Source organism: Pseudodesulfovibrio sp. JC047, assembly GCF_010468615.1.
Lineage (GTDB): Bacteria > Desulfobacterota > Desulfovibrionia > Desulfovibrionales > Desulfovibrionaceae > Pseudodesulfovibrio.
In genome coordinates, this window is the sequence record NZ_WUEH01000007.1 from 66,965 (window position 1) to 85,412 (window position 18,448).

Annotated in this window: 20 protein-coding genes; 8 read left to right on the plus strand and 12 right to left on the minus strand. The window is 50.4% G+C overall.

Features of this window, described 5'->3' with window-relative positions; all coding sequences use genetic code 11:
- Positions 1–65: 65 nt before the first annotated feature.
- On the plus strand, positions 66–674 hold the full coding sequence (locus tag GO013_RS06225) for a hypothetical protein (RefSeq protein WP_163809260.1): 609 nt from the start codon (positions 66–68) through the stop codon (positions 672–674).
- Positions 671–1,027: a hypothetical protein gene (locus GO013_RS06230; protein ID WP_163809261.1), complete on the plus strand. Its 357-nt coding sequence runs from the start codon at positions 671–673 to the stop codon at positions 1,025–1,027. The genes GO013_RS06225 and GO013_RS06230 overlap by 4 nt, the downstream gene beginning before the upstream one ends.
- Positions 1,028–1,085: 58 nt before the next feature.
- On the opposite strand, the gene GO013_RS06235 is transcribed toward GO013_RS06230, so the two are convergent.
- On the minus strand, positions 1,086–2,021 hold the full coding sequence (locus GO013_RS06235) for a hypothetical protein (protein WP_163809262.1): 936 nt from the start codon (positions 2,019–2,021) through the stop codon (positions 1,086–1,088).
- Between the two features lie 12 nt (positions 2,022–2,033).
- On the minus strand, positions 2,034–3,248 hold the full coding sequence (locus tag GO013_RS06240; protein WP_239057765.1) for a murein transglycosylase domain-containing protein: 1,215 nt from the start codon (positions 3,246–3,248) through the stop codon (positions 2,034–2,036).
- Positions 3,249–3,314: 66 nt separating this feature from the next.
- Here GO013_RS06240 and GO013_RS06245 point away from each other — a divergent pair, with 66 nt between their 5' ends.
- Complete coding sequence (locus GO013_RS06245) at positions 3,315–3,623, plus strand: Hpt domain-containing protein (RefSeq protein WP_163809263.1); 309 nt, start codon at positions 3,315–3,317, stop codon at positions 3,621–3,623.
- 48 nt (positions 3,624–3,671) lie between these two features.
- On the opposite strand, the gene GO013_RS06250 is transcribed toward GO013_RS06245, so the two are convergent.
- The 6 genes from GO013_RS06250 to GO013_RS17375 form a co-directional block, all read right to left on the minus strand.
- Positions 3,672–4,463 (minus strand): 2-amino-3,7-dideoxy-D-threo-hept-6-ulosonate synthase, encoded by a 792-nt coding sequence (locus tag GO013_RS06250; protein ID WP_163809265.1) that lies wholly within the window; start codon positions 4,461–4,463, stop codon positions 3,672–3,674.
- A gap of 245 nt (positions 4,464–4,708) precedes the next feature.
- Positions 4,709–5,092 carry a Rid family detoxifying hydrolase gene (locus tag GO013_RS06255; protein ID WP_163809267.1) on the minus strand — a complete coding sequence of 128 codons (384 nt, stop codon included), beginning with the start codon at positions 5,090–5,092 and terminating at the stop codon, positions 4,709–4,711.
- 21 nt (positions 5,093–5,113) lie between these two features.
- Positions 5,114–6,082, minus strand: a complete 969-nt coding sequence (locus GO013_RS06260) for a hypothetical protein (RefSeq protein ID WP_163809269.1) — start codon at positions 6,080–6,082, stop codon at positions 5,114–5,116.
- A gap of 152 nt (positions 6,083–6,234) precedes the next feature.
- Positions 6,235–8,370, minus strand: coding sequence for a ferrous iron transport protein B (gene feoB / locus GO013_RS06265; RefSeq protein ID WP_163809271.1), 2,136 nt, complete (start codon positions 8,368–8,370; stop codon positions 6,235–6,237).
- A 3-nt stretch (positions 8,371–8,373) separates the two neighbouring features.
- Complete coding sequence (locus GO013_RS06270; RefSeq protein WP_163809273.1) at positions 8,374–8,616, minus strand: FeoA family protein; 243 nt, start codon at positions 8,614–8,616, stop codon at positions 8,374–8,376.
- A gap of 58 nt (positions 8,617–8,674) precedes the next feature.
- Entirely contained in the window at positions 8,675–8,857 is a 183-nt protein-coding gene (locus tag GO013_RS17375) for a FeoB-associated Cys-rich membrane protein (RefSeq protein ID WP_163809275.1), read from the minus strand.
- Between the two features lie 224 nt (positions 8,858–9,081).
- Between GO013_RS17375 and GO013_RS06280 the strand changes: the two genes are divergently transcribed.
- Positions 9,082–9,285 carry a hypothetical protein gene (locus tag GO013_RS06280; protein WP_163809277.1) on the plus strand — a complete coding sequence of 68 codons (204 nt, stop codon included), beginning with the start codon at positions 9,082–9,084 and terminating at the stop codon, positions 9,283–9,285.
- 142 nt (positions 9,286–9,427) lie between these two features.
- On the opposite strand, the gene GO013_RS06285 is transcribed toward GO013_RS06280, so the two are convergent.
- Complete coding sequence (locus GO013_RS06285; RefSeq protein WP_163809279.1) at positions 9,428–10,480, minus strand: glycosyltransferase family 9 protein; 1,053 nt, start codon at positions 10,478–10,480, stop codon at positions 9,428–9,430.
- A 283-nt stretch (positions 10,481–10,763) separates the two neighbouring features.
- Between GO013_RS06285 and GO013_RS06290 the strand changes: the two genes are divergently transcribed.
- The 4 genes from GO013_RS06290 to GO013_RS06305 all read left to right on the plus strand — a co-directional run bounded on the left by GO013_RS06290 (position 10,764) and on the right by GO013_RS06305 (position 15,142).
- Entirely contained in the window at positions 10,764–12,335 is a 1,572-nt protein-coding gene (locus tag GO013_RS06290; protein WP_163809281.1) for a hybrid sensor histidine kinase/response regulator, read from the plus strand.
- Positions 12,336–12,374: 39 nt separating this feature from the next.
- Positions 12,375–13,481, plus strand: a complete 1,107-nt coding sequence (locus GO013_RS06295) for an AI-2E family transporter (protein ID WP_163809283.1) — start codon at positions 12,375–12,377, stop codon at positions 13,479–13,481.
- 71 nt (positions 13,482–13,552) lie between these two features.
- Positions 13,553–14,701: an MltA domain-containing protein gene (locus tag GO013_RS06300; protein ID WP_239057766.1), complete on the plus strand. Its 1,149-nt coding sequence runs from the start codon at positions 13,553–13,555 to the stop codon at positions 14,699–14,701.
- A 39-nt stretch (positions 14,702–14,740) separates the two neighbouring features.
- Complete coding sequence (locus GO013_RS06305; protein ID WP_163809286.1) at positions 14,741–15,142, plus strand: type II toxin-antitoxin system HicB family antitoxin; 402 nt, start codon at positions 14,741–14,743, stop codon at positions 15,140–15,142.
- Positions 15,143–15,245: 103 nt separating this feature from the next.
- On the opposite strand, the gene GO013_RS06310 is transcribed toward GO013_RS06305, so the two are convergent.
- From GO013_RS06310 to GO013_RS06320, 3 genes are all read right to left on the minus strand, one after another.
- Positions 15,246–15,818, minus strand: a complete 573-nt coding sequence (locus GO013_RS06310; protein WP_163809288.1) for a DUF922 domain-containing Zn-dependent protease — start codon at positions 15,816–15,818, stop codon at positions 15,246–15,248.
- 9 nt (positions 15,819–15,827) lie between these two features.
- Positions 15,828–17,606, minus strand: coding sequence for an ABC transporter ATP-binding protein (locus tag GO013_RS06315; protein WP_239057767.1), 1,779 nt, complete (start codon positions 17,604–17,606; stop codon positions 15,828–15,830).
- Between the two features lie 148 nt (positions 17,607–17,754).
- Positions 17,755–18,387, minus strand: coding sequence for an HD domain-containing protein (locus GO013_RS06320; RefSeq protein ID WP_163809292.1), 633 nt, complete (start codon positions 18,385–18,387; stop codon positions 17,755–17,757).
- Positions 18,388–18,448: the final 61 nt, after the last annotated feature.

Consider the following 18,448-nt stretch of genomic DNA (forward strand, 5'->3'; position numbering starts at 1 on the left):
AATAATTCCGGAAGAGCCGATAAAAGCGGCACATTGTATCATACCCTTTCGAAGAGGAGATCAGCATGATCATTATTGACGGTAAACAGTATGACATCGGTTCCCATAATTTTGAGAACCTTGAGCAAGTTTTTGAAAAAGTGCTAGAAGATGGGCATCTTGAAGACCGCGTTGTGACCAACGTGGCAGTAAATTCCGAGCCGTTTTCGGAGATATATCCCCATCAGGCCGAAGATATGGAAATGGCTGACATCCAGTCCGTGGAAATCACCACCATGGCGACCAATGAGATGGCCGTGGAAATCACCTTGGAATTGTACAAAGTGGTCAACATCATGGCTGAGGGTGGCAAGCGGGTTGCCGACTTGTTTCGTCAGGCTGATGACGCCGAGGCCCTTGAAACGTATCAGGACCTGATTGATGTCATTCGGAATTTTCTTACCATGGTTGGTGTACTGCGCGATGAATATTCGCTCAAGGATTATCCTGAATATGCCTCCAGCGCAGAAGCCATGAATGAGATGTTCACGGAAATGGGGAACGTGTTGGAGAATGAGGATTGGATTCTTCTGGCCGATTTGCTCGAATATGAATTTCTTCCGGCGGTGGAAAAATGGAAAAAGGTCATCAAGCAGTTGCGGGACGACATTCGACTCACGACGAGGGAGATATGACAGCTCGCAGTCTCATGTTGGACAAGGCGCTGTCTATTGGCCGCCGAGAACTCGGCTGCTTGTCGGAAGGAGATGTCTTTGCGGCGGAAAAGCTTGCGCATGATCGGGAACGGATTCTCGATGAAGCCATCGGAGATTTGTCCAGGGAGTCACTTCAGGTACTGGCAGACAAATTGGTCGAAATGAAATCCCTGCATGATGAAATCACGGATGAAGCCCGACGACTTCGTGAAACGCTCAGGCAGGACCTGACTAGTATGAAACGAAAGAATCGTCGTATCGCCGGCTACAGCTACGGAGCTGGCAATATGCCACGGTTGGCAAAAGAACGTTTTTTGAACAAGGAAAGTTAGTTCTTCAAAGGGTATGTCATGAAAAAGCCCCGGCCTGGCGGTCGGGGCTTTTGTGTGTTTATTCCTCTGAACGGTTGGCCCAGTTGAGGCGGCCGGTGGATGGGTCGGGGGTGGCTGTGGCCGTGAATTCGATGCCCATGCGGGTGAACCCGGGGCGGCTTTCTTCCAGTGAACGAATGGTCCCGGCATACCAATAGGGCTTGAAGGCTTTTTCTTTGAAATTGAACATGAATAGGTTGATGACAACCGGCGAATCCGGGCCGCAGTCATTCGGAATCAGGCTGTTGGTGATGCTTAATCCAACGCCGCCGTTTGAGATGTTGACCACACCATTGGCATTGTGTGCCGTGTTTTCTGAAGAAAAGGAGTTCACCCCGATCTGAGGGATGGCGTCCTGATACGATGTATCCGAGAAAATCGGGTCTTCCAACCAAAGTTTGACGCGGATGAATTGTTGATCCGCCACTTTTTTCCGGGCGTGCTTACGACGGGAATTCATGGTGTAGCGCGTTGGGACCGACAGAACCATGAGGTTGGCTGTTCTGGTGGAGTGGCCCAGTTTCAGCAGCGTCGTTGAGAATGAATTGACCGTGCCTTTCGGTGTTTTTATGGGAGCAAAAACACAGAAGAGCTTCCGGTTTTTGTCTGTGGTAAACGGTCCGATTCGTTCGATGATTTCACAGGTTATCTTGTTGGTTTTTACGGCCGTGATGACACAGCGCAGGGAAATTTCATTGGTATCCGGGCCGTTCATGATGTCAATCACGGTTCCCTTTTCCCGTAAGGCACGGGGGATGTTTATTCTGGATGCGCTGTTCTTCTTTTTTGGACGCCGCAGGAGCACGAGGCCAAGGAGCAGCAGGATGATGGCCAGAAGTGCGAGCACGAGAGCCTCGCCATATCGGATGGTTTCATCCGGTATCCCTGGAAAGAGGCGTTGGCCCAGGTCGGTCAGTAGTGTGGTCAGGGAAAAAACGGTTTCCTGTGTTTTCATTGCATCTGTGGACTAGAAGTTGACGAAGTGTTTCTTGGCTTCAAGCACTTTTCCAAGATAACGGCGCGTTTCAGCGTAGGGGGTCTTTGTGCGAAGCGTGGTATAGATTTCGCCCGGTGACAGCCTGTTTATGGTTTGTGCCGCTTTTTTCGTGTTTTTGTCAAAGGTTCTGAAAACGGTTCCGGCTCCGCCATTGTATCCCGCGATCACGCAATATTCGCGTGAGACCGGATTGACGACACCCTTGAGGAATCGGGTGTCCAAAAGATGCAGATAGGCCGCTCCATAGGTGATGTTGGTTTGGGCACCCAGCAAATCCTTGGTGGACGGTTGGCCTTTTCGACCGTGCAGGTACCGATAGACATCGCTTCCCGCAGTGGCCGGGACAACCTGCATCAGCCCGATCGCATTGGCCGAGCTGAGTGCGAACGGATTGAAATCGGATTCGACTTTCATGATGGCAAAGATCAGATTTTTACTGACATTGAATCGTTTGGCGGTGGACGTGACCAGAGAGGCGTATTTTCTGGCCCGGACGTCCAGATGATCCTTGACCATGTGAAATGTGACGAAATGGGCAGTTTTCCCTGAAATCGTTCGAGTCTTCAATGCGGTCTGAATGAGCCTGTCCGCAAACTGGCTGGCCCGCCATTCCCAGCGAATGTCTTGGGATTTATGGTCTTTGACTTCTCCGAGCAAAAATGGCGTGTCCCCGAGTGTGATGGTCTCGGCGGAATACAGGTTGACGGCCCGGGGATCATTGGGTGTCAGCAGGGTGGTGACAATCGCTGTGTGGAGACTTTTTAACGGAGCCGTGTTGTCCAGTGTCTCCACAGTGATATTGCCGGTATCGAAATCAACACTGGCGCGAGAGAGATAATTTTGTGTATATTTGACATACTCCTTGGGACGCGGAACACGAATGTCGTCTTTGCCCCAGATGGATCGGATTGCCTCGACAAAATCCTCGACACATTTTTGGACGTGTTGCACGTCGGTCTTGATGGATGTTGGGTTCGAGGCATATTGGACCGCTTTGTCCCGTGCCAATGTTTCGGCAACAGCGGCAGGATCGCCAGAAACCGTGGCCCGGGCGATTCGTATGGCGTCGGAGCGGGAACATCCGGTAAGGAATATCACTGTGAGAAGGAGAATGAGGATTCGTGTCATTTCGTTGTAAAGAGTAGAGGTTTTGACAGACCTGAGTCTGCCATTAATGGTCTTCATCGCTATAGTTTTCTTTGAGAATATGTTCAAGCCCGTGCACACGATTGCACCATAGAGTACCACAGTATGCCAGATTCTCCTGTTGTTGAACGCATTGCCCCCGAGTTTGAAGCCTTGCTTCCCCGTTTTTTCGAGATTTCGAAAGGGGATGCGGAAGAGATGCGAACGGCCTTGAACAATGGAGATTTTGAGACCCTGAATCGATTGGGACATACGACACGGGGGACCGGGTGTGGTTATGGGTTCAAGGGCATGGGCGAGATTGCCCGGAGTATTGAACTCGCGGCCAAGGCCCGTGATTTTGACAAGGGACAGGAACAGATTGGCCGTCTTTTTCGATATCTTGAAAGCGTCCAGATCGAATTCGGCGAGTAGTTTTTGTGGGCGGACATGAGTGTCCACCCACGATACGTTTTTTTGCGTCTACAGGAGCTGCATGGCAGCATCCACTTCCCAATTCTCATGAACGATCTTGTTGAGAGCCGCCACGATGTGGGCGGGTTTTTTGTGTTGGAAGATGTTCCTGCCGACCGACAGACCAGCCCCTCCGGCCTGAATTGAATCGTAGACCATCTGGACCAGGTCCCGATCACTTTCCAGCTTGGGACCACCTGCAATGACGACTGGCACACAACATCCTTTCACGACTTTTTTGAAGGATTGCGGGTCGCCCGTATAATTGACCTTGATGATGTCAGCTCCCAGTTCCACACCGACACGAGCGCAGTGTGCCACGATATTCGGCGCGTATTCATTGTCGATTTTCGGGCCGCGTGCGTACATCATGGCCAGAACAGGCATTCCCCATTCGTTGGCTTCAGCACACAGTGAACCCAGGTCTGCCAACATGTTTGGTTCTGTTTCATCGCCCAGGTTGACGTGAACGGATATGGCGTCTGCCCCGAGTTTGAGTGCATCGGCCACCGTGCCGACCAATGCCTTGGCATTGGGATGGGGTGACAGTGATGTTGAGGCGGAGAGATGAATGATCAGTCCGATATCCTTGCCGCCTGCCCGGTGGGAACAGCGGGGAATTCCCTTGTGCATGAGCATGGCGTTGGCACCGCCTTCGGCCACTTGATCCACGGTTTTGCGAAGGTCAACCAGTCCATAGATGGGACCGACTGTCACGCCATGATCCAATGGGACGATAATGGTTCGCCCGTTGTTGCGATTCATGATTCGTTCCATGCGAATGGCTTTTCCGAGATGCATAGGTGCTCCTTGTTTTGAAGGCCAGCAAAGCGGCGTCTCCCCAAAAAAAAGAGGCCGCAGATCGATCTGCGGCCTCTTGGGTGTGTATTCGGGCTAAAGACTAGCGCACACCATGACCGCAGGCGTTCCTAAATATAAAAGCACAAAAAAAGCGTGTCGTCATGGTGTTCATTGTCAATATGTATCCGTTTGTTTTGTCGCCTGTCAAGTTGTGTTCAGTGATGGTGCTGGTGATTCGGAGCGATTTATTTCGCTAACGCAATGCACTTTAGTTCGACCAGTCCACCCAATGGCAGACCGCCAACCTGGATGGCCGCCCGGGCAGGTTTATGATTGGCGAAATATTCAGCATAGATGGCATTCAGATCAGCGAATTTTCCCATATCCATGACAAAGACGTCCACGCTCAGGACTTTTTCGAGAGAAGAACCGGCTTCTTCAAGAATGGCCTTCATGTTTTCCAGTGCCTGTCTGGTCTGGGCTTCAAACCCGTCCGCGAGTGTGCCTTCACTGGGAATGATGCCGAGTTGGCCGGAGACATAGACCACGCCGTTGGCTGTGGTTGCCTGTGAGTACGGGCCGACAGCCGCAGGGGCCGTGTCTGTGTGAATCAAGGTGATGTCTGACATGAGTTGCTCCTTTATTTGGTACTATGTGTTTGCTTTTCCCCAAAGATATGCGTCACTCAGCGCGTCCGGGAGACGGCGGGTGATCGGGACAAGAATGGCCATGGCCACAAGACCGAAAGTCAATCGTCCCCAAAAGATGCCACTGAGTTGGGCACCGATGAGCATCATGAGGAGTGTGTCTTCGATCATGGAATGGCAAAATCCCATCAAGGTCAGCGAATAGAAAACATCCTTGCGGTCAATACGTCCGGACTGCGATTCATTGATGATGAGTCCGCCACCGTAGGCGAGTCCGAGCGTGAAGCCGATGATGGTGATGGTGGAGGCCTTGGGTCCGATCCCGATGAGTTTCAGGATGGGGCGGAGCAGGGTGTTCATGAGATCCACCGCTCGAATGGCTGTCAGAATCCGCATCATGACCATCAGCCCGAGAACGATACCGAAGATTGAAAGCAGATTCTTTGTTTCACCCCAAGCCCATTGAAGCAGAGTTGGATCGACAGGGCCCTCGCTGTGAAAAAGAATGACGGCTGGTTCCTGTAGGGTGCCGCTGGCTGAATAAATCCAATGTAAAATCAGGCCGAGCGTGAAAGCCCCGATGAGTCGGGAAAGAATTTGAAAGGCGAATTTGGCACCGGATCGCTGTGCAATGGCTCCTTCCACGAGGAATCCGTGGCCGACGAGGAGCAGAACGGCGAACACCGTAACCTGTTCCGTGTTCAATGACATGTCGCGGGCCAGCGAGAGAAAGACAATCAGTCCGGCATACATGGAATTGACCATGGCGGTTGCCCAAGCCAGTCCGAGTTCAGCGGGAAGCCCGAGAAGCCCCATGATCGGTTTGAGCGGCATGGCCACATATTGAATGAGATCGAATTCTTGAAGTAGTTTAACCCCGATAATGACGGGGATCATGATCTTGAAAAGCTCGAAACAGGCGAAAAAAGCGTCGCGAATGAGGTCGTGTGTAATGGAAAAAATTTTATGCATGATACTCCTTAAGTCGAAGCGACCATAGAGTATCTTTTATTAAAAGAAAAGAGTGTCTGAAAGAGGGTGTCGATGTGACCGACGTTTTGGGGGGGCGACACGCTGAGGGACTTTTCAGGGCCTCTCAGCGTGTCGGTATTTTTTTTGAGATGTTAGAGTATTGATTTGGCGATGTGGAAGACCACGATTGCCATGCCGAATGCCAATGTGGTTGATCCCACGACGCTGAAGGCGGCCCATTTCCAACTGGATTCCCGTGCCATGGTCACCACCGTCACGAAGCAGGGGGCGTAGAGCATGGTGAAGATGATGAGAGCCAAGGCCGACGCTTCCGAGAAGAGTGGGTCAGCGACCAGCTTTTCCGATAACGGTTGGGATTCTTCTGCGTCAATTTCACCCAGAGAATAGGCGGTGCCGAGGGTCGAGACAATGACTTCCTTGGCCGCGAATCCGCCGGTCAGAGCGATGTTGATGCGCCAGTTGAATCCGGCCAGTTGGGTCATTGGTTCAAGAGCGGTACCGATCCGGCCTGCGAAAGTGTGCCTGATGGCTTCTTCGGCTTCGGCGTTGTCGATTTGGGCAATATTATCTTCAACCTGTGCTTGTGCCCGCAGCGATTCATAATGGGCGAGGCGTTCTTCCGGCAATTGCGGGAAGGTCATCAAGGCCCAGAGCAATATGGAGATCCCGAGAATGACGGTTCCCGCCTTCTTGGCATATTCCCAAGTGCGTTCCCATGTGTGGATCAGGACCCCGCGCAAAGTCGGCATACGGTAAGGCGGCAGTTCCATGACAAACGGGGTGGACGCACCTTTGATGACGGTGGAGCGAAGGATTCGAGCCACGATGAGGGCCATCATCCAGGCGCACAATGTAATCAGGAGCATGACCGTTGCTGCGTGTTGGGGAAAGAAGGCTGCGGTGAGCATGAGGAACACCGGAACTTTGGCCCCGCAGGTCATGTATGGAGCAACAAAGAGTGTTGCCAATTTTTCTTTGGGACTCCGCAAGGTGCGGGCAGCCATGACACCGGGGACAGCGCAGCCCCCGGCGATGCCTCCTGAAACAATAAACGGAAGAACGGATGTTCCGTGCAAGCCGAAGACCTTGAAAATACGGTCGAGCATGTAGGCCATACGGGCGATGTACCCGGAGTCTTCCAGTGCGGAAATCATCAGGAACATGAACATGATGAGTGGCACGAAGCCGAGGACGCCGCCGACACCATCGATGATACCGGAGACCACCAGTGAACGCAGGTGTCCATCCGGCAAGGCATTATAGGCTGTATCTCCCATCCATCCGAAAAGTGCTTCCAACCATCCCATGGGTATTTCGCCGACGGTAAAAGTGACTTTGTAGATCAAGTAGACGATGGCCAGCATAATCGCTGGACCGAGAAAACGGTGGGTGAGCACTCTGTCCATTTTGTCTGACCGACTGATACGGTCTTCGTCCAGCACCGGATAGGAGACAACGTCTTTTATCATGCCTGCGATGAATCCATACCGATGGTCGGCGATGAGGGCATCTGGCCGAGCTTTCAACGTTTTTTCAGTGTGGTCCGCAACATCGATCGCCATTTTCTCGAGCGTATCTGACAAGGATGTATTGGTCATGCGTCCCTTGATAACCACATCTTCATCGCGTTCGAGATATTTGATGCCGGTCCAGCGGGCTGGGACTTTGTCTGTCAGAAAGCCTTCTGCTTCAATAAGTTTGACCATTTCATCCAGAACAGGGTCAAGGTCCGGGCCATAGGAGATATTAAGCGGTTTCCATGCACCGTCTTGTTCCTTGGCTAATTCAAGGGTCTTTTTCAGGAGCTTTTGGGTTCCTTGATCGTTTCGTGCCACGGTTTCAACCACCGAGCATCCGGAAAGTTTGGCGAGCCGTTCACTATCGATGTGCTTGCCGCTGCTGCGGACTTCATCCATCATGTTGAGACCGAGGACGAGAGGAACGCCGAGTTCCATGATTTGGACAGCCAGATAGAGGTTTCTTTCCAGCGCGTCGGCATTCATGATGTCAATGACGACTTCAGGGCGTTCATCGACTAAAAAGTTTCGGGCGACCAGTTCTTCCTGCGTATAGGCCGTCAGCGAGTATGTCCCTGGCAGATCCACGAGGACAACGGAATCGCCATTCATGGTGATGTGACCGGTCTTTTTTTCAACGGTCACTCCTGGCCAGTTGGCGACATGCTGTCGTGCGCCAGTGAGCGAGTTGAACATGGTGGTTTTACCGCAGTTCGGATTCCCTGCGATACCAATGGTAAATTCTGTCATGGGTTAGTCCTCCAACAGCGTGACAGTAATATGATCGGCTTCGCTATTGCGAAGGGTCAAGGTAAAATCCTTGAGTCGCAGGGCAACGGGGTCCTTGAGCGGTGCTTTGCCAATGACATGGACTTCGGTACCGGAGATTAATCCCATATCCCGAATGCGTCTTCCGAGTTCCCCCTCGGCCGCAACGGTTTTAATTTTGAGTTTCTGGTTGACCTTGGCTTTTCTTAAACAAAAATCTTGAGACATGATGTATTCCTTAGACTGTTCTGGTTGATAAAGGATATCAACAATGGTGCAAAAAAAATTAGTGAGAGCCTGGACAACCTTTCGAGTGTGGTTTGTTTTGAATGCTGGAGCATGAGCCAGCCTGTCCGCATCCCGCACAACCGCAGGAAGCACCCGTAGTCCTAAACTGTCGGACAAGCCGACGTCCAACGAAAAACGCAGCAATAATGACGATGCCAATGGCAAGAAGTGTGTCTATCATTTTTTCCCCTCAAAGTTATACCCTGAAATTCAGGCGAGACAAGTGGGTTGTAATGATGTTGAGAATCAGTGTCAAGTGATTCTCGGTAAAAAAACATACCATGATGGGAGGCGATTGTCTTTTGTGCAACTTGTGCTCGTTGTTATTTTATGCTGAGATGCCCATCAACACAGGCTGCGGAATCGTGAAGGTTAAAAAGTAAAAGAGTGTGAATGGAGTCAGGTATGGATGAAGATTCAAGAGATTTTATGCGATGGATCGATGCTCTTGCCAAGGGAATCATTGCCGGGGCAGCGATAGGGTATTTGTTCAGCCTGACCGACATGATGCCCCCCGGCAAAGCCGTCGTCCTCGGGGGCCTCGCCGGCTGCCTTGCCGCAATCACCTTCAAAAATCGTCAGGATGATAAGAAGGACGACGAAAAATAAAGCTATTTTTTAGGTTCGCTGAGAAACGTGTTCAGACACAGTTGGGTGGCCACGCTTGAAAACAAAAATATATCATTTTGAATCGTTTCATGGCGTGTCTTTGTCATGGTCAATTCTGAACTTTTTGTGATGGTATAGATTTTTATCCTTCATCCTCATTATGTGTATCGAGTCTATTCCCGATCAAACGGAGCGCCTCATCAATACATTCTTCCGGGTGAAATGTTTCTAGGCATTCACGGGTCTTGCATTGGTTTTTGTTGCAGAAATGGCACGGAAGACCTTTGTCTACGCTGACATGTTCATCAGAGGGGTATTTCCAGCCCAATCCGGTGGCACCGTGAATGACCAGTGAGGGTGTGTTGACCGCGACTGCAAGGTGGCGGGGGGCGGAACAGTTGCCGATGTGCAGGGTGGCCTGTGATTGCACTGCGGCCATCTCTCGGAGAGAAAGCATTTTTTGTGAAATGACCACACCTTCTCCAGCAAGTCTGCCGACTTCTTCAGCGACTGGCAGTTCTCCCGGACCGTATAAAATGAAGAATTTCAGCTTTGGATACTGAGCGTGGATGAGTTTGATGAGTCCTGCAAAATGGCGTTCTGGCCATTTGCGGGTGATACGTCGGTGGCTAGGGTCAATCGTCACGAACTGGTGTGCCTGCATCCCCTGAGACTGGACGAATTCTGAGGCCCACTGTTTTTCGGCATCGGTGAAAAAGACTTCAGGCGGTTCTCCATTCCATTCGATCCCCAGCGGACGCAGTACGCTTGCCTTGCATTTCGCCGCATACCCGTTGAGTGGAGTGCTCCAATGGCTATAGAGATGACGATTATACCATGGAGGCGTGAAGGTCAGGCGGACTGGAGCATCCGAGAAGCGGACAACCCATTTGCATCGTGGAAGTTGTTGGAAATCCACAATAAGATCATACCCACTCTTGCCGACTTTTCGGTAATAACGAAGTGCGGTGAGAGGATTTCTCAAGGCCTTTTTGTCAATGGTCCAGACATGGTTGATGTGTGGGTTGTTTTCAAGCACCGATGCGCATTTCTTTTCGGTCAATACGTCAAGTTTGGCTTCGGGGTATCGTTCCTTGAGAAGCCTGAAAGAAGGGGTGGCGAGAACAACATCGCCGATTTGCCGAAGTTGACAGGCGAGAATCCTTTGAGGGGCTATATTCGTAATATCGTTCATTCTCTGTATAATCTTTGTGAAATTGTCGTGTCTTTTTTACGTTTTCCCGCTGGGCGGTTAACCGCTTTTTCATGCATCATAAAATATACGGTGAAGATACGCGTTTGTATACGTGTTTTTATTCCTGCACAAGTCCAAGAGAAGGCCTGACCGAGTCTGGTGCTTTTCTGGAACGATAATACGGCGTTCTCCCTTGGAAAATAGTCGCTTTAACGGGGTGACGGCTGATCGGTGCTTATGGTAACCGATGGGGTGTCGAATCAATGTGTGAGGGAGATGTTTCATGCCGACAGAGAAGATTCTGCTTGTGGAAGACGACGCCATAGCCCGATTGGATATTCAGGTCGCCCTGGAGCGGGCTGGATATGGTGTCGCCGGGTATGCCGCAAGTGGAGAAAAAGCAATTGAGATGACGGACTCATTGAGCCCGGATCTTGTGCTTATGGATATTCAGCTTGAAGGCGCCATGGATGGTGTTGAGGCCGCTCGGGAAATACTTCGGAAGTTTGATGTCCCGGTCATTTATCTGACCGTTTTGGTTGATGAAGACACGCTGCACTGGGCAAAAACTACAGGGCCCTTGGGGTACTTGGTCAAACCTGTCGATCACAATGAGTTGAAGGCTGCGATCGAAATAGGACTGTACAGGCACCAGATGGAGCGCGAGCTTCGTAAGGCCAAACGTGAGGCCGAGGCCGCAAGCCGGGCCAAAACATCTTTTTTGGCAACAGTGAGTCATGAGCTTCGGACACCCATGAATGGGGTCTTGGGCATGACGGAGTTGTTGCTCATGTCGGATCTCGGAGATCCGTATCGGGAAAATGTCCGATTGATTCGAGAGTCGTCCATGTCGCTGTTGTCTGTGTTGAACCAGATCATCGATTATTCGAAAATGGAGGCCAGCTCTCTTTCTGTACGGAACATGGATTTTCGTTTGGAAGATCTTGTCACCGGGCTTGTGTCCCAATATTCGCGGACGGCCATGGCAAAGGAAATTGCTTTGACGTCGTCCATTGCTCCTGAAACGCCGAGTTGGATCAAGGGGGATTCTCCGAAAATTCGGCAGATTTTGGGGAATCTCATCAATAATGCCGTGAAGTTTACGGCGAACGGGCAGGTCTTGGTGGATGTTGCGCCGTTGGTTGAAGAGGTGCCCTCAGGGCGTGATGAACAGGAGAAGACCGTCGCAATTCAGATTTTGATTCAGGATACTGGTATCGGTATCCCCTCGGCTCAATTGACCGATATCTTCGAGAGTTTCAATTTGGCCGAGGACCATCTCTGTCACGCGACTGGTGGATTGGGGTTGGGATTGGCCATTGTCAGTCGGTTGGTCACTGTTCTTGGGGGGACGATCACGTGCTCCAGCGAAGAAGGAGTAGGAAGTACCTTTTCCGTGATTTTACCCTGTCTTCGAAGCCGGTATGAGGACCAGGCTCCGTCCACATTTGTTCTTGGGGATCAGTCGCCACTCAAGGGCGCACGCGTTCTCGTCGTTGAAGATGATCTGGTCAATCAACGGTATATCATCAGGCTGCTTGAAAAAATGGGGTGCAATGTCGTTCTGGCAGAAAATGGGGCTGATGCGATTGAGGCCCTCAAGGAACGACCCTTTGATATTATTTTTATGGATGTGGAAATGCCGACCATGAATGGCATTGAGGCAACTCGGCGTATTCGCAAGCCGGAGACCGGATGCTTGAACCCAGACGTGCCGATTGTGGCTTTGACGGCCCGGGCCATGTGGGGCGATGAACAGCGGTGTCTTCAAGTGGGAATGGATGATTACGTTGCCAAACCCGTGGATGTTGATACAATAGCCGCAATTATCCAATCGATTTTAAACCATGAATAGACGTGTCGCTTCTTCGACGCACTGTGAGCTTCCTAAAATATGAGCACTAACAAGAACCCGGTCCCTTTGCTGGACGGAGGAATCTACAAGGTCTTTTTTCTGCTGCTTTTTTCACTGTCCCTCTATTTGGGGTTTTCCTTGATCGCGCCCTTTTTGCATACGTTGCTATTTTCCACGGTCCTTGCTGTCCTTTTTGCGCCAGTGTTCGTGTGGGCTCTCAGAATTTGCAAGGGACAGCGGACCCTCGCATCCGTCATGACGGTCAGCATCATTGTTTTTGCCTTGATTCTACCCATGGCGTTTCTCTTTATGGCTCTTATCGGGCAGGGCGTGGAGTCGCTTGTTTCCTTGAATCAATGGGTGGCGCAAGGGCTGTACAAATCGCATCTCAGTCTTGATATGCTGGATAAATATGTTGATATGCTGAACCAGGAATTGCCATTTTTACGGATAGACGAAGTTGATATCCAGGCAAGCTTTATTGAATATTCCAGACAGTTTGCTCAGGGGATGCTTTCTTTCGGGACAGACTTGGTCAGAAATGGCACGAAATTTATCCTGCATTTTCTGCTGATGGTGTTCATTCTGTTCTATTTCCTGCGAGACGGTGTGAAGATGGTCAAGTATCTCAAGCATCTGTCTCCCTTGAGAAGTCGCCAGGAAGACTACATCATCGATTCGCTCAAACGAGTGTCCCGTGGAGTCCTTATGGGGTGTCTGCTCGTGGCCGTGTTACAGGGCATTGCCGGTGGAGTCGGTTTGGCCATTGTCGGGATTCCCGCCTTTTTCTGGGGGGCCATGATGGCGTTGTCCTCCTTGATTCCGGTGATAGGAACCGGATTGGTCTGGGTGCCGGCTGTCATTTACCTTTTCTTGGTTGGTGATTGGAAAATGGCGTTGTTTTTGGGGTTGTATTGCGGAATTTTCGTGGTTGGAATCGATACGATCCTTCGACCCATTTTTATGCGTGAAGCGGCTCGAGTTTCCACATTCTATATTCTTTTGGCCATTCTCGGCGGCGTCTATTCTTTTGGTATGCTCGGTATCTTTTATGGTCCGCTTATCTTGAGTTTCGTCATGGTCATGCTGCAAATCTATATTGAGGAATATGCCGAAGACCTCAAGAAGTCCGAGGAATGTGACTAATGCGTGTATCCCGGTTGTGTACTTTTTGTTTGATCGTGCTTGTGTTGATTTGTGCTGGTTGTGGACCGGAAATGTCCCCGCAACCGGTACTGGACGGGCAACCGACGTATGTTCCGCTTGAGGCGGATGAGGCCGAGGATCGTGCCAATACATTGTCCGGACATATGCAGGGACTGGAGTCCTGGACCGACCTTAAACCGGCATTGGAGCGGAGTCTGCGATATATTCGTTCTCGACCTGCTGACACCGTGTGTGTGGATCAACCGGGATTGCGATTGACATGGGCGCAACTTGGCGAGTCCGTGACCGAACTGCTTGGGATGTTAGAGGCATTGGATGAAGATATCGACCTCGTTGCCGAACGGTTTCAGTGGTTTAAGCTTGCGCCTCGAACACTCTTGACCGGGTATTATGAGCCGTGGTTGGATGCCTCTCTGACTCAGGATGAAAAATACGCGTATCCGATGTATGGGGTGCCTGATGACCTTCAGACGTCCCGTTTGGGGGCTTTCCATCCTCGATGGAAAGGAGAGTCTTTGGTCTATCGAATGGGTGAAAATGGGATTGAACCGTATTATGATCGTACCGCCATTGATCGGGACGGTGCTCTGGCTGGCCGTGGGCATGAAATTGCGTGGGGAGCGGATCGTGTCGATGTCTTTTTCCTTCAGATCGAAGGGTCAGGGCGGTTGGCTTTCCCCGATGGAAGCGCCAAGCATATTTTGTATGCGGGAAAGAATGGTCGTCAATACGTCTCAATTGGCCGTCTGCTCATAGATCAGGGATATATTCCGAAAGAAGCAATGAGTATGCAGCGTATCCGTTCGTTTTTGGAGGAGCATCCCGAGAAGATCGAAGAGATTTTGTACGCCAATCCGAGCTATGTCTTTTTCCGATTGGCCGATGAAGGGCCGTATGGTTCATTTGGGAATATTTTGACGCCACGGGTCAGTGTGGCTGTGGACCGGACCATGATTCCACTGGGGAGTGTGCTTGCGTTGAAAACGTCTTTGCTCGCCACTGATGGAACAACAGAGCCGTTCATGTCATTGGTGCTGGCCCATGATACGGGCGGTGCCATCAAGGGCACACGGATGGATTTGTTTTGTGGGTCCGGCGAAGATGCCGCGTATGTGGCGGGACATCTCCAGGCCGATTCCGAAGTCTTCATGCTGGTGAGTAAAAAGGTGCTCTCAGCGACATCCGAAGCCAAAAATTGAACGAAGGGCAGGGACATCCCTGCAAAAAAGGATAATTGAATGCAGTATGTCGGATTATTTGAGAAGGACAAGCAGGGCTATTCGGTGACTTTTCCGGATTTTCCCGCATGTACAACGTGCGGGGAGACGATGGATGAGGCCGTGGACCATGCGCATGAGGCGTTGGCCATGTTTGTTGAGTTTTTGGTTGAAGAAGGCACGACGTTGCCAGAGCCTTCTGACAAGAAAGCAATCATGGCGCAGGCGGCTCATTCATCCAAAAAAGCCATTAATATAACGGTCAAAGGGGATGGCAGTGATTTTGAAGAGTTCGAACTCGTCATGCATTCCCACCTGTTGGCACGGATCGAGAAATGTTGCCGGAAAAATAATATTTCCCCGGCTGATTTTTTGGCCATGGCCGCGAGAAAGGCGCTTGATTCGGCGGAGTTTGCCGGTTGAACCGCTGAGTTTTTACCATGTCGGTTTCGTAAATCGTCGGATGGACTATAAAAATGAAAAAAGGGCAGTGAATTGATTTTCACTGCCCTTGAATTTTGTTGGGTTATCGGGGGTATCGCCCCATGTTTCTTTCTTGTTTCAAGCCGTGCTGTGTCAGCTTGTCATAGTCCTGTTGATCGCGTTTCATTCGGTCCAGAATTCGTGTTGCACGTCGTTTGACGACTTCCTTGAAAGAAGCGCAATCAGTTGGCGGAAACGCTTCCAATACATCGTCGAGTTCGTGTGCTGCCTTGATCGAAATTTCCCCATGGATGAGTTCATGTTCTTCCAGTTTGATCATGAATTTCTTCCACCATTTTCGGGTTGCATAATCTACGCTATGAATGAGCTTCGGATACAGATAGGTCAGGTGAAGATAGACCGTTACCTGTTCGGGAGAACACTGTTTCCCCCGGTGTCTCCATTTGAAACTGTATCTGAGATCCGTGCGAGTGTGCGCCTGATAGGTTGAGCTGCCCTCATTGAGCGGGGAATGGTGTTTCAGGTTGTCGAAAATGTTTTTCGGATCATGGCCGTCCACGGGATAATACTCTGTGCTGACGGTCTTGACGACGTCGGCACAGGCGGTCGAGACTCCAAAGAGGAGTATGAACAATACCAGCATTAAACGGCGCATGATTTCCCTTTATTCGTCCTCCGAATCACAGAGATTTTCAAATTGCATCTGATAGAGTCGTTTGTACAGGGGACAGGTCTCAAGCAATTCTTCATGTTTGCCCTGGGCCACGATGTGCCCTTTTTCCATAACCACGATAACATCTGCGGACATGATCGTCGATAACCTGTGCGCAATGACAATGGACGTTCTGTCCTCAATCAGGTTGTCCAAGGCCTTTTGGACAATTCTTTCGGATTCGGTATCCAATGCACTGGTCGCTTCGTCCAGAATGAGCAAGCTCGGGTTTTTCATGATGGCCCGGGCAATGGTCAGACGCTGTTTCTGTCCGCCGGATATCTTGACACCACCTTCACCGACGAGGGTGTCGTAGCCTTCGGGCATTTGCATGATGAATTCGTGGGCAAATGCTCCCTGGGCCGCCTGTTGCACCGTTCCCATTTCGTATTCATCCTGCGCATACGCGATGTTTTCCGTCACAGAGGCGTTGAAAAGGAACGTCTCCTGTGAGACCAGACCAAGGTTGAGACGCAGGCTGTCTAGCGTATACGCTTGGAGCGGTGTTCCATTGATTCTGATGTCACCTTGTTGGGCCAGATAGAATCGGGGAATCAGGTTGACCAGTGTTGTTTTGCCCGAACCGCTGGGACCGACAATGGCTACCCTTTGTCCAGCCTTGATGGACAGAGACAGGTCTGTGATCGCGGGCTCTTCCGTATTCGGATAGGTGAAGCTGACATTGTTGAATTCCAGTGTTTCGAGCTTGCCGTTAAATGCAATGTCTCCATCTTTTTCTTCAAGAATTTCAGGTGAATCAAGGATGTCGAAAACGCGTTCGGCACCGGCGAGGCCTCCCTGGATTTGATGGTTGGAAGCGTTGAGTTTTTTGATCGGATCATACAACTGGACAAGACAGACGAGAAAAGCGGTGAGATCGCCCGGCGACATCAGTCCGTTGATGACACGCGTACCGCCAACCCAGAGAACGGTCCCGCCAGCAATCGCGGCGATGAAATCCATGATTCTGGAAGATCCTTCACTGTACAGGATACGGCGGATAATCATTCGTGTCAGGCTGTTGTTTTCCTTGTTGAATTTTCCCTGCTCCCGGCGTTCATTGGCAAAGGCCTTGATGACCTTGATGCCAGAGAAGCTTTCTTCGAGAACAACGTTGATACCTGAAAGTTCGGCCTGCATTTTTCGTCCATATTTACGGATCTTTTGTCCGAAGAAGACAAAGGGATATATGGCTATTGGCATAACGATCAAGCTCCAGAAAGCCAGATAGGAATCAAGGTAAATCGTTGTGCCGATGAGACCGACCAGCGTGAAGATCTGGCGGACAAACATGATCCCACTCGGCAAGCATACCCTGACTGCCACGACATCAGATACAATGCGACTCATCAGCATACCGATTTCACTTTCCGCGAAATAGGGCATTGGGAGACGAATGATTTTTCGAAACAGATCGTGTCGTAAGTCTCGCAAGACCAAAACGCCAGTGGCGTTCATGACATAGACCTGTCCTAATTGGAGGGTTCCTTTGAGGATGATGAGCGTTGCAAAGCCGAATATACACAGCTTGAGCATGTGGATATCTTTGGCAATCAGGACTTCGTCAGTTACAAATTTTGTTAACCAGGCCAGCGCCGGGGCAATCGGGGCATATAGAAGCATGGCAAGAACGGCTATAATGACGCGTCCTTTGTATGGAGCAAAATATCCGACACTGCGTTTGAGCAGGTATCGGTTGGTCATGGAATGAAGTTCTACGTTTCGGGCCAAAATATCTCCTCGGATATTTTTGTTAGGGGGCGTAACCCACAATGCCATTATCAAATAAGGTCTTGGGGCTTCTTAGTAAAGAGGAATTGAAGGCCGAAGGCATACTTGATGGCGGTTAGCCGTGTTCATGACAAAGTATGAAAATGCGTTACCCGGCTTGAGCGTAGGTGGAATCTTTTGGATGCGTCAGGGCCGCATTGGTAAATTCACGTTTGCGTCTTTCCAGTTCGAGAGTGGCGAGTTCACGCGATGTGTCGCACGAGAAAAAACCGTCCCGGTCTATTTGATTGTGTATTTTATCATGAAGAAAGTGGGGATCGAATTTGAATCGTTCCACGTCCGCGTCAAATCCGGTTTTTGAAAATCGCCAGAGTTTGTCTGCGTCGCGAACCAGTCCTTCATTTTTCGAAATGAATCCCTGTCTGGTGTCATGTTCAGCGATTATTTCTAGTATTTCAACTGTCTGGATGGAGGGATACTCCATTTCCTGCAAAACGCGTTGGGCAATTTTGACACTCTCTTCCTGATGCCGAAGCCGGACAACCATTTCCTGTTCAGGCGTGCTGTCCGTATCGAAAACCACGAGCCATTCTGCTCGGGAAAGTTGGCTCCAGCCAGTGTCATGTAAGATGATGGCGGGGAGGATGACATCGGCTTTTCCCTGTTCGAGATCGACGAGCTGTTTGGCAAATTCCAGGGTGATGAACGCGTGCCCTGCATCATCTCGTTTATCCTGATAGGGCAGGGCCTTTTCCCATATATGGGTGTATATTTTCTTCATTTCTTATAATATATCCATAAAAAATAGTAGGTTGTAAATTGTGGCTATTTTTAATTTGGGT

What these genes read in the sequence shown, in the direction of transcription:
- GO013_RS17375 (WP_163809275.1), bottom strand. Translation starts at nt 8,857, where the DNA reads ATGATAGACACACTTCTTGCCATTGGCATCGTCATTATTGCTGCGTTT.
- GO013_RS06300 (WP_239057766.1), top strand. Translation starts at nt 13,553, where the DNA reads ATGTCCCCGCAACCGGTACTGGACGGGCAACCGACGTATGTTCCGCTT.
- GO013_RS06260 (WP_163809269.1), bottom strand. Translation starts at nt 6,082, where the DNA reads ATGCATAAAATTTTTTCCATTACACACGACCTCATTCGCGACGCTTTT.
- GO013_RS06280 (WP_163809277.1), top strand. Translation starts at nt 9,082, where the DNA reads ATGGATGAAGATTCAAGAGATTTTATGCGATGGATCGATGCTCTTGCC.
- GO013_RS06240 (WP_239057765.1), bottom strand. Translation starts at nt 3,248, where the DNA reads ATGAAGACCATTAATGGCAGACTCAGGTCTGTCAAAACCTCTACTCTT.
- GO013_RS06245 (WP_163809263.1), top strand. Translation starts at nt 3,315, where the DNA reads ATGCCAGATTCTCCTGTTGTTGAACGCATTGCCCCCGAGTTTGAAGCC.
- GO013_RS06225 (WP_163809260.1), top strand. Translation starts at nt 66, where the DNA reads ATGATCATTATTGACGGTAAACAGTATGACATCGGTTCCCATAATTTT.
- GO013_RS06305 (WP_163809286.1), top strand. Translation starts at nt 14,741, where the DNA reads ATGCAGTATGTCGGATTATTTGAGAAGGACAAGCAGGGCTATTCGGTG.
- GO013_RS06255 (WP_163809267.1), bottom strand. Translation starts at nt 5,092, where the DNA reads ATGTCAGACATCACCTTGATTCACACAGACACGGCCCCTGCGGCTGTC.
- GO013_RS06320 (WP_163809292.1), bottom strand. Translation starts at nt 18,387, where the DNA reads ATGAAGAAAATATACACCCATATATGGGAAAAGGCCCTGCCCTATCAG.
- GO013_RS06270 (WP_163809273.1), bottom strand. Translation starts at nt 8,616, where the DNA reads ATGTCTCAAGATTTTTGTTTAAGAAAAGCCAAGGTCAACCAGAAACTC.
- GO013_RS06290 (WP_163809281.1), top strand. Translation starts at nt 10,764, where the DNA reads ATGCCGACAGAGAAGATTCTGCTTGTGGAAGACGACGCCATAGCCCGA.
- GO013_RS06230 (WP_163809261.1), top strand. Translation starts at nt 671, where the DNA reads ATGACAGCTCGCAGTCTCATGTTGGACAAGGCGCTGTCTATTGGCCGC.
- feoB (WP_163809271.1), bottom strand. Translation starts at nt 8,370, where the DNA reads ATGACAGAATTTACCATTGGTATCGCAGGGAATCCGAACTGCGGTAAA.
- GO013_RS06295 (WP_163809283.1), top strand. Translation starts at nt 12,375, where the DNA reads ATGAGCACTAACAAGAACCCGGTCCCTTTGCTGGACGGAGGAATCTAC.
- GO013_RS06235 (WP_163809262.1), bottom strand. Translation starts at nt 2,021, where the DNA reads ATGAAAACACAGGAAACCGTTTTTTCCCTGACCACACTACTGACCGAC.
- GO013_RS06310 (WP_163809288.1), bottom strand. Translation starts at nt 15,818, where the DNA reads ATGCGCCGTTTAATGCTGGTATTGTTCATACTCCTCTTTGGAGTCTCG.
- GO013_RS06250 (WP_163809265.1), bottom strand. Translation starts at nt 4,463, where the DNA reads ATGCATCTCGGAAAAGCCATTCGCATGGAACGAATCATGAATCGCAAC.
- GO013_RS06285 (WP_163809279.1), bottom strand. Translation starts at nt 10,480, where the DNA reads ATGAACGATATTACGAATATAGCCCCTCAAAGGATTCTCGCCTGTCAA.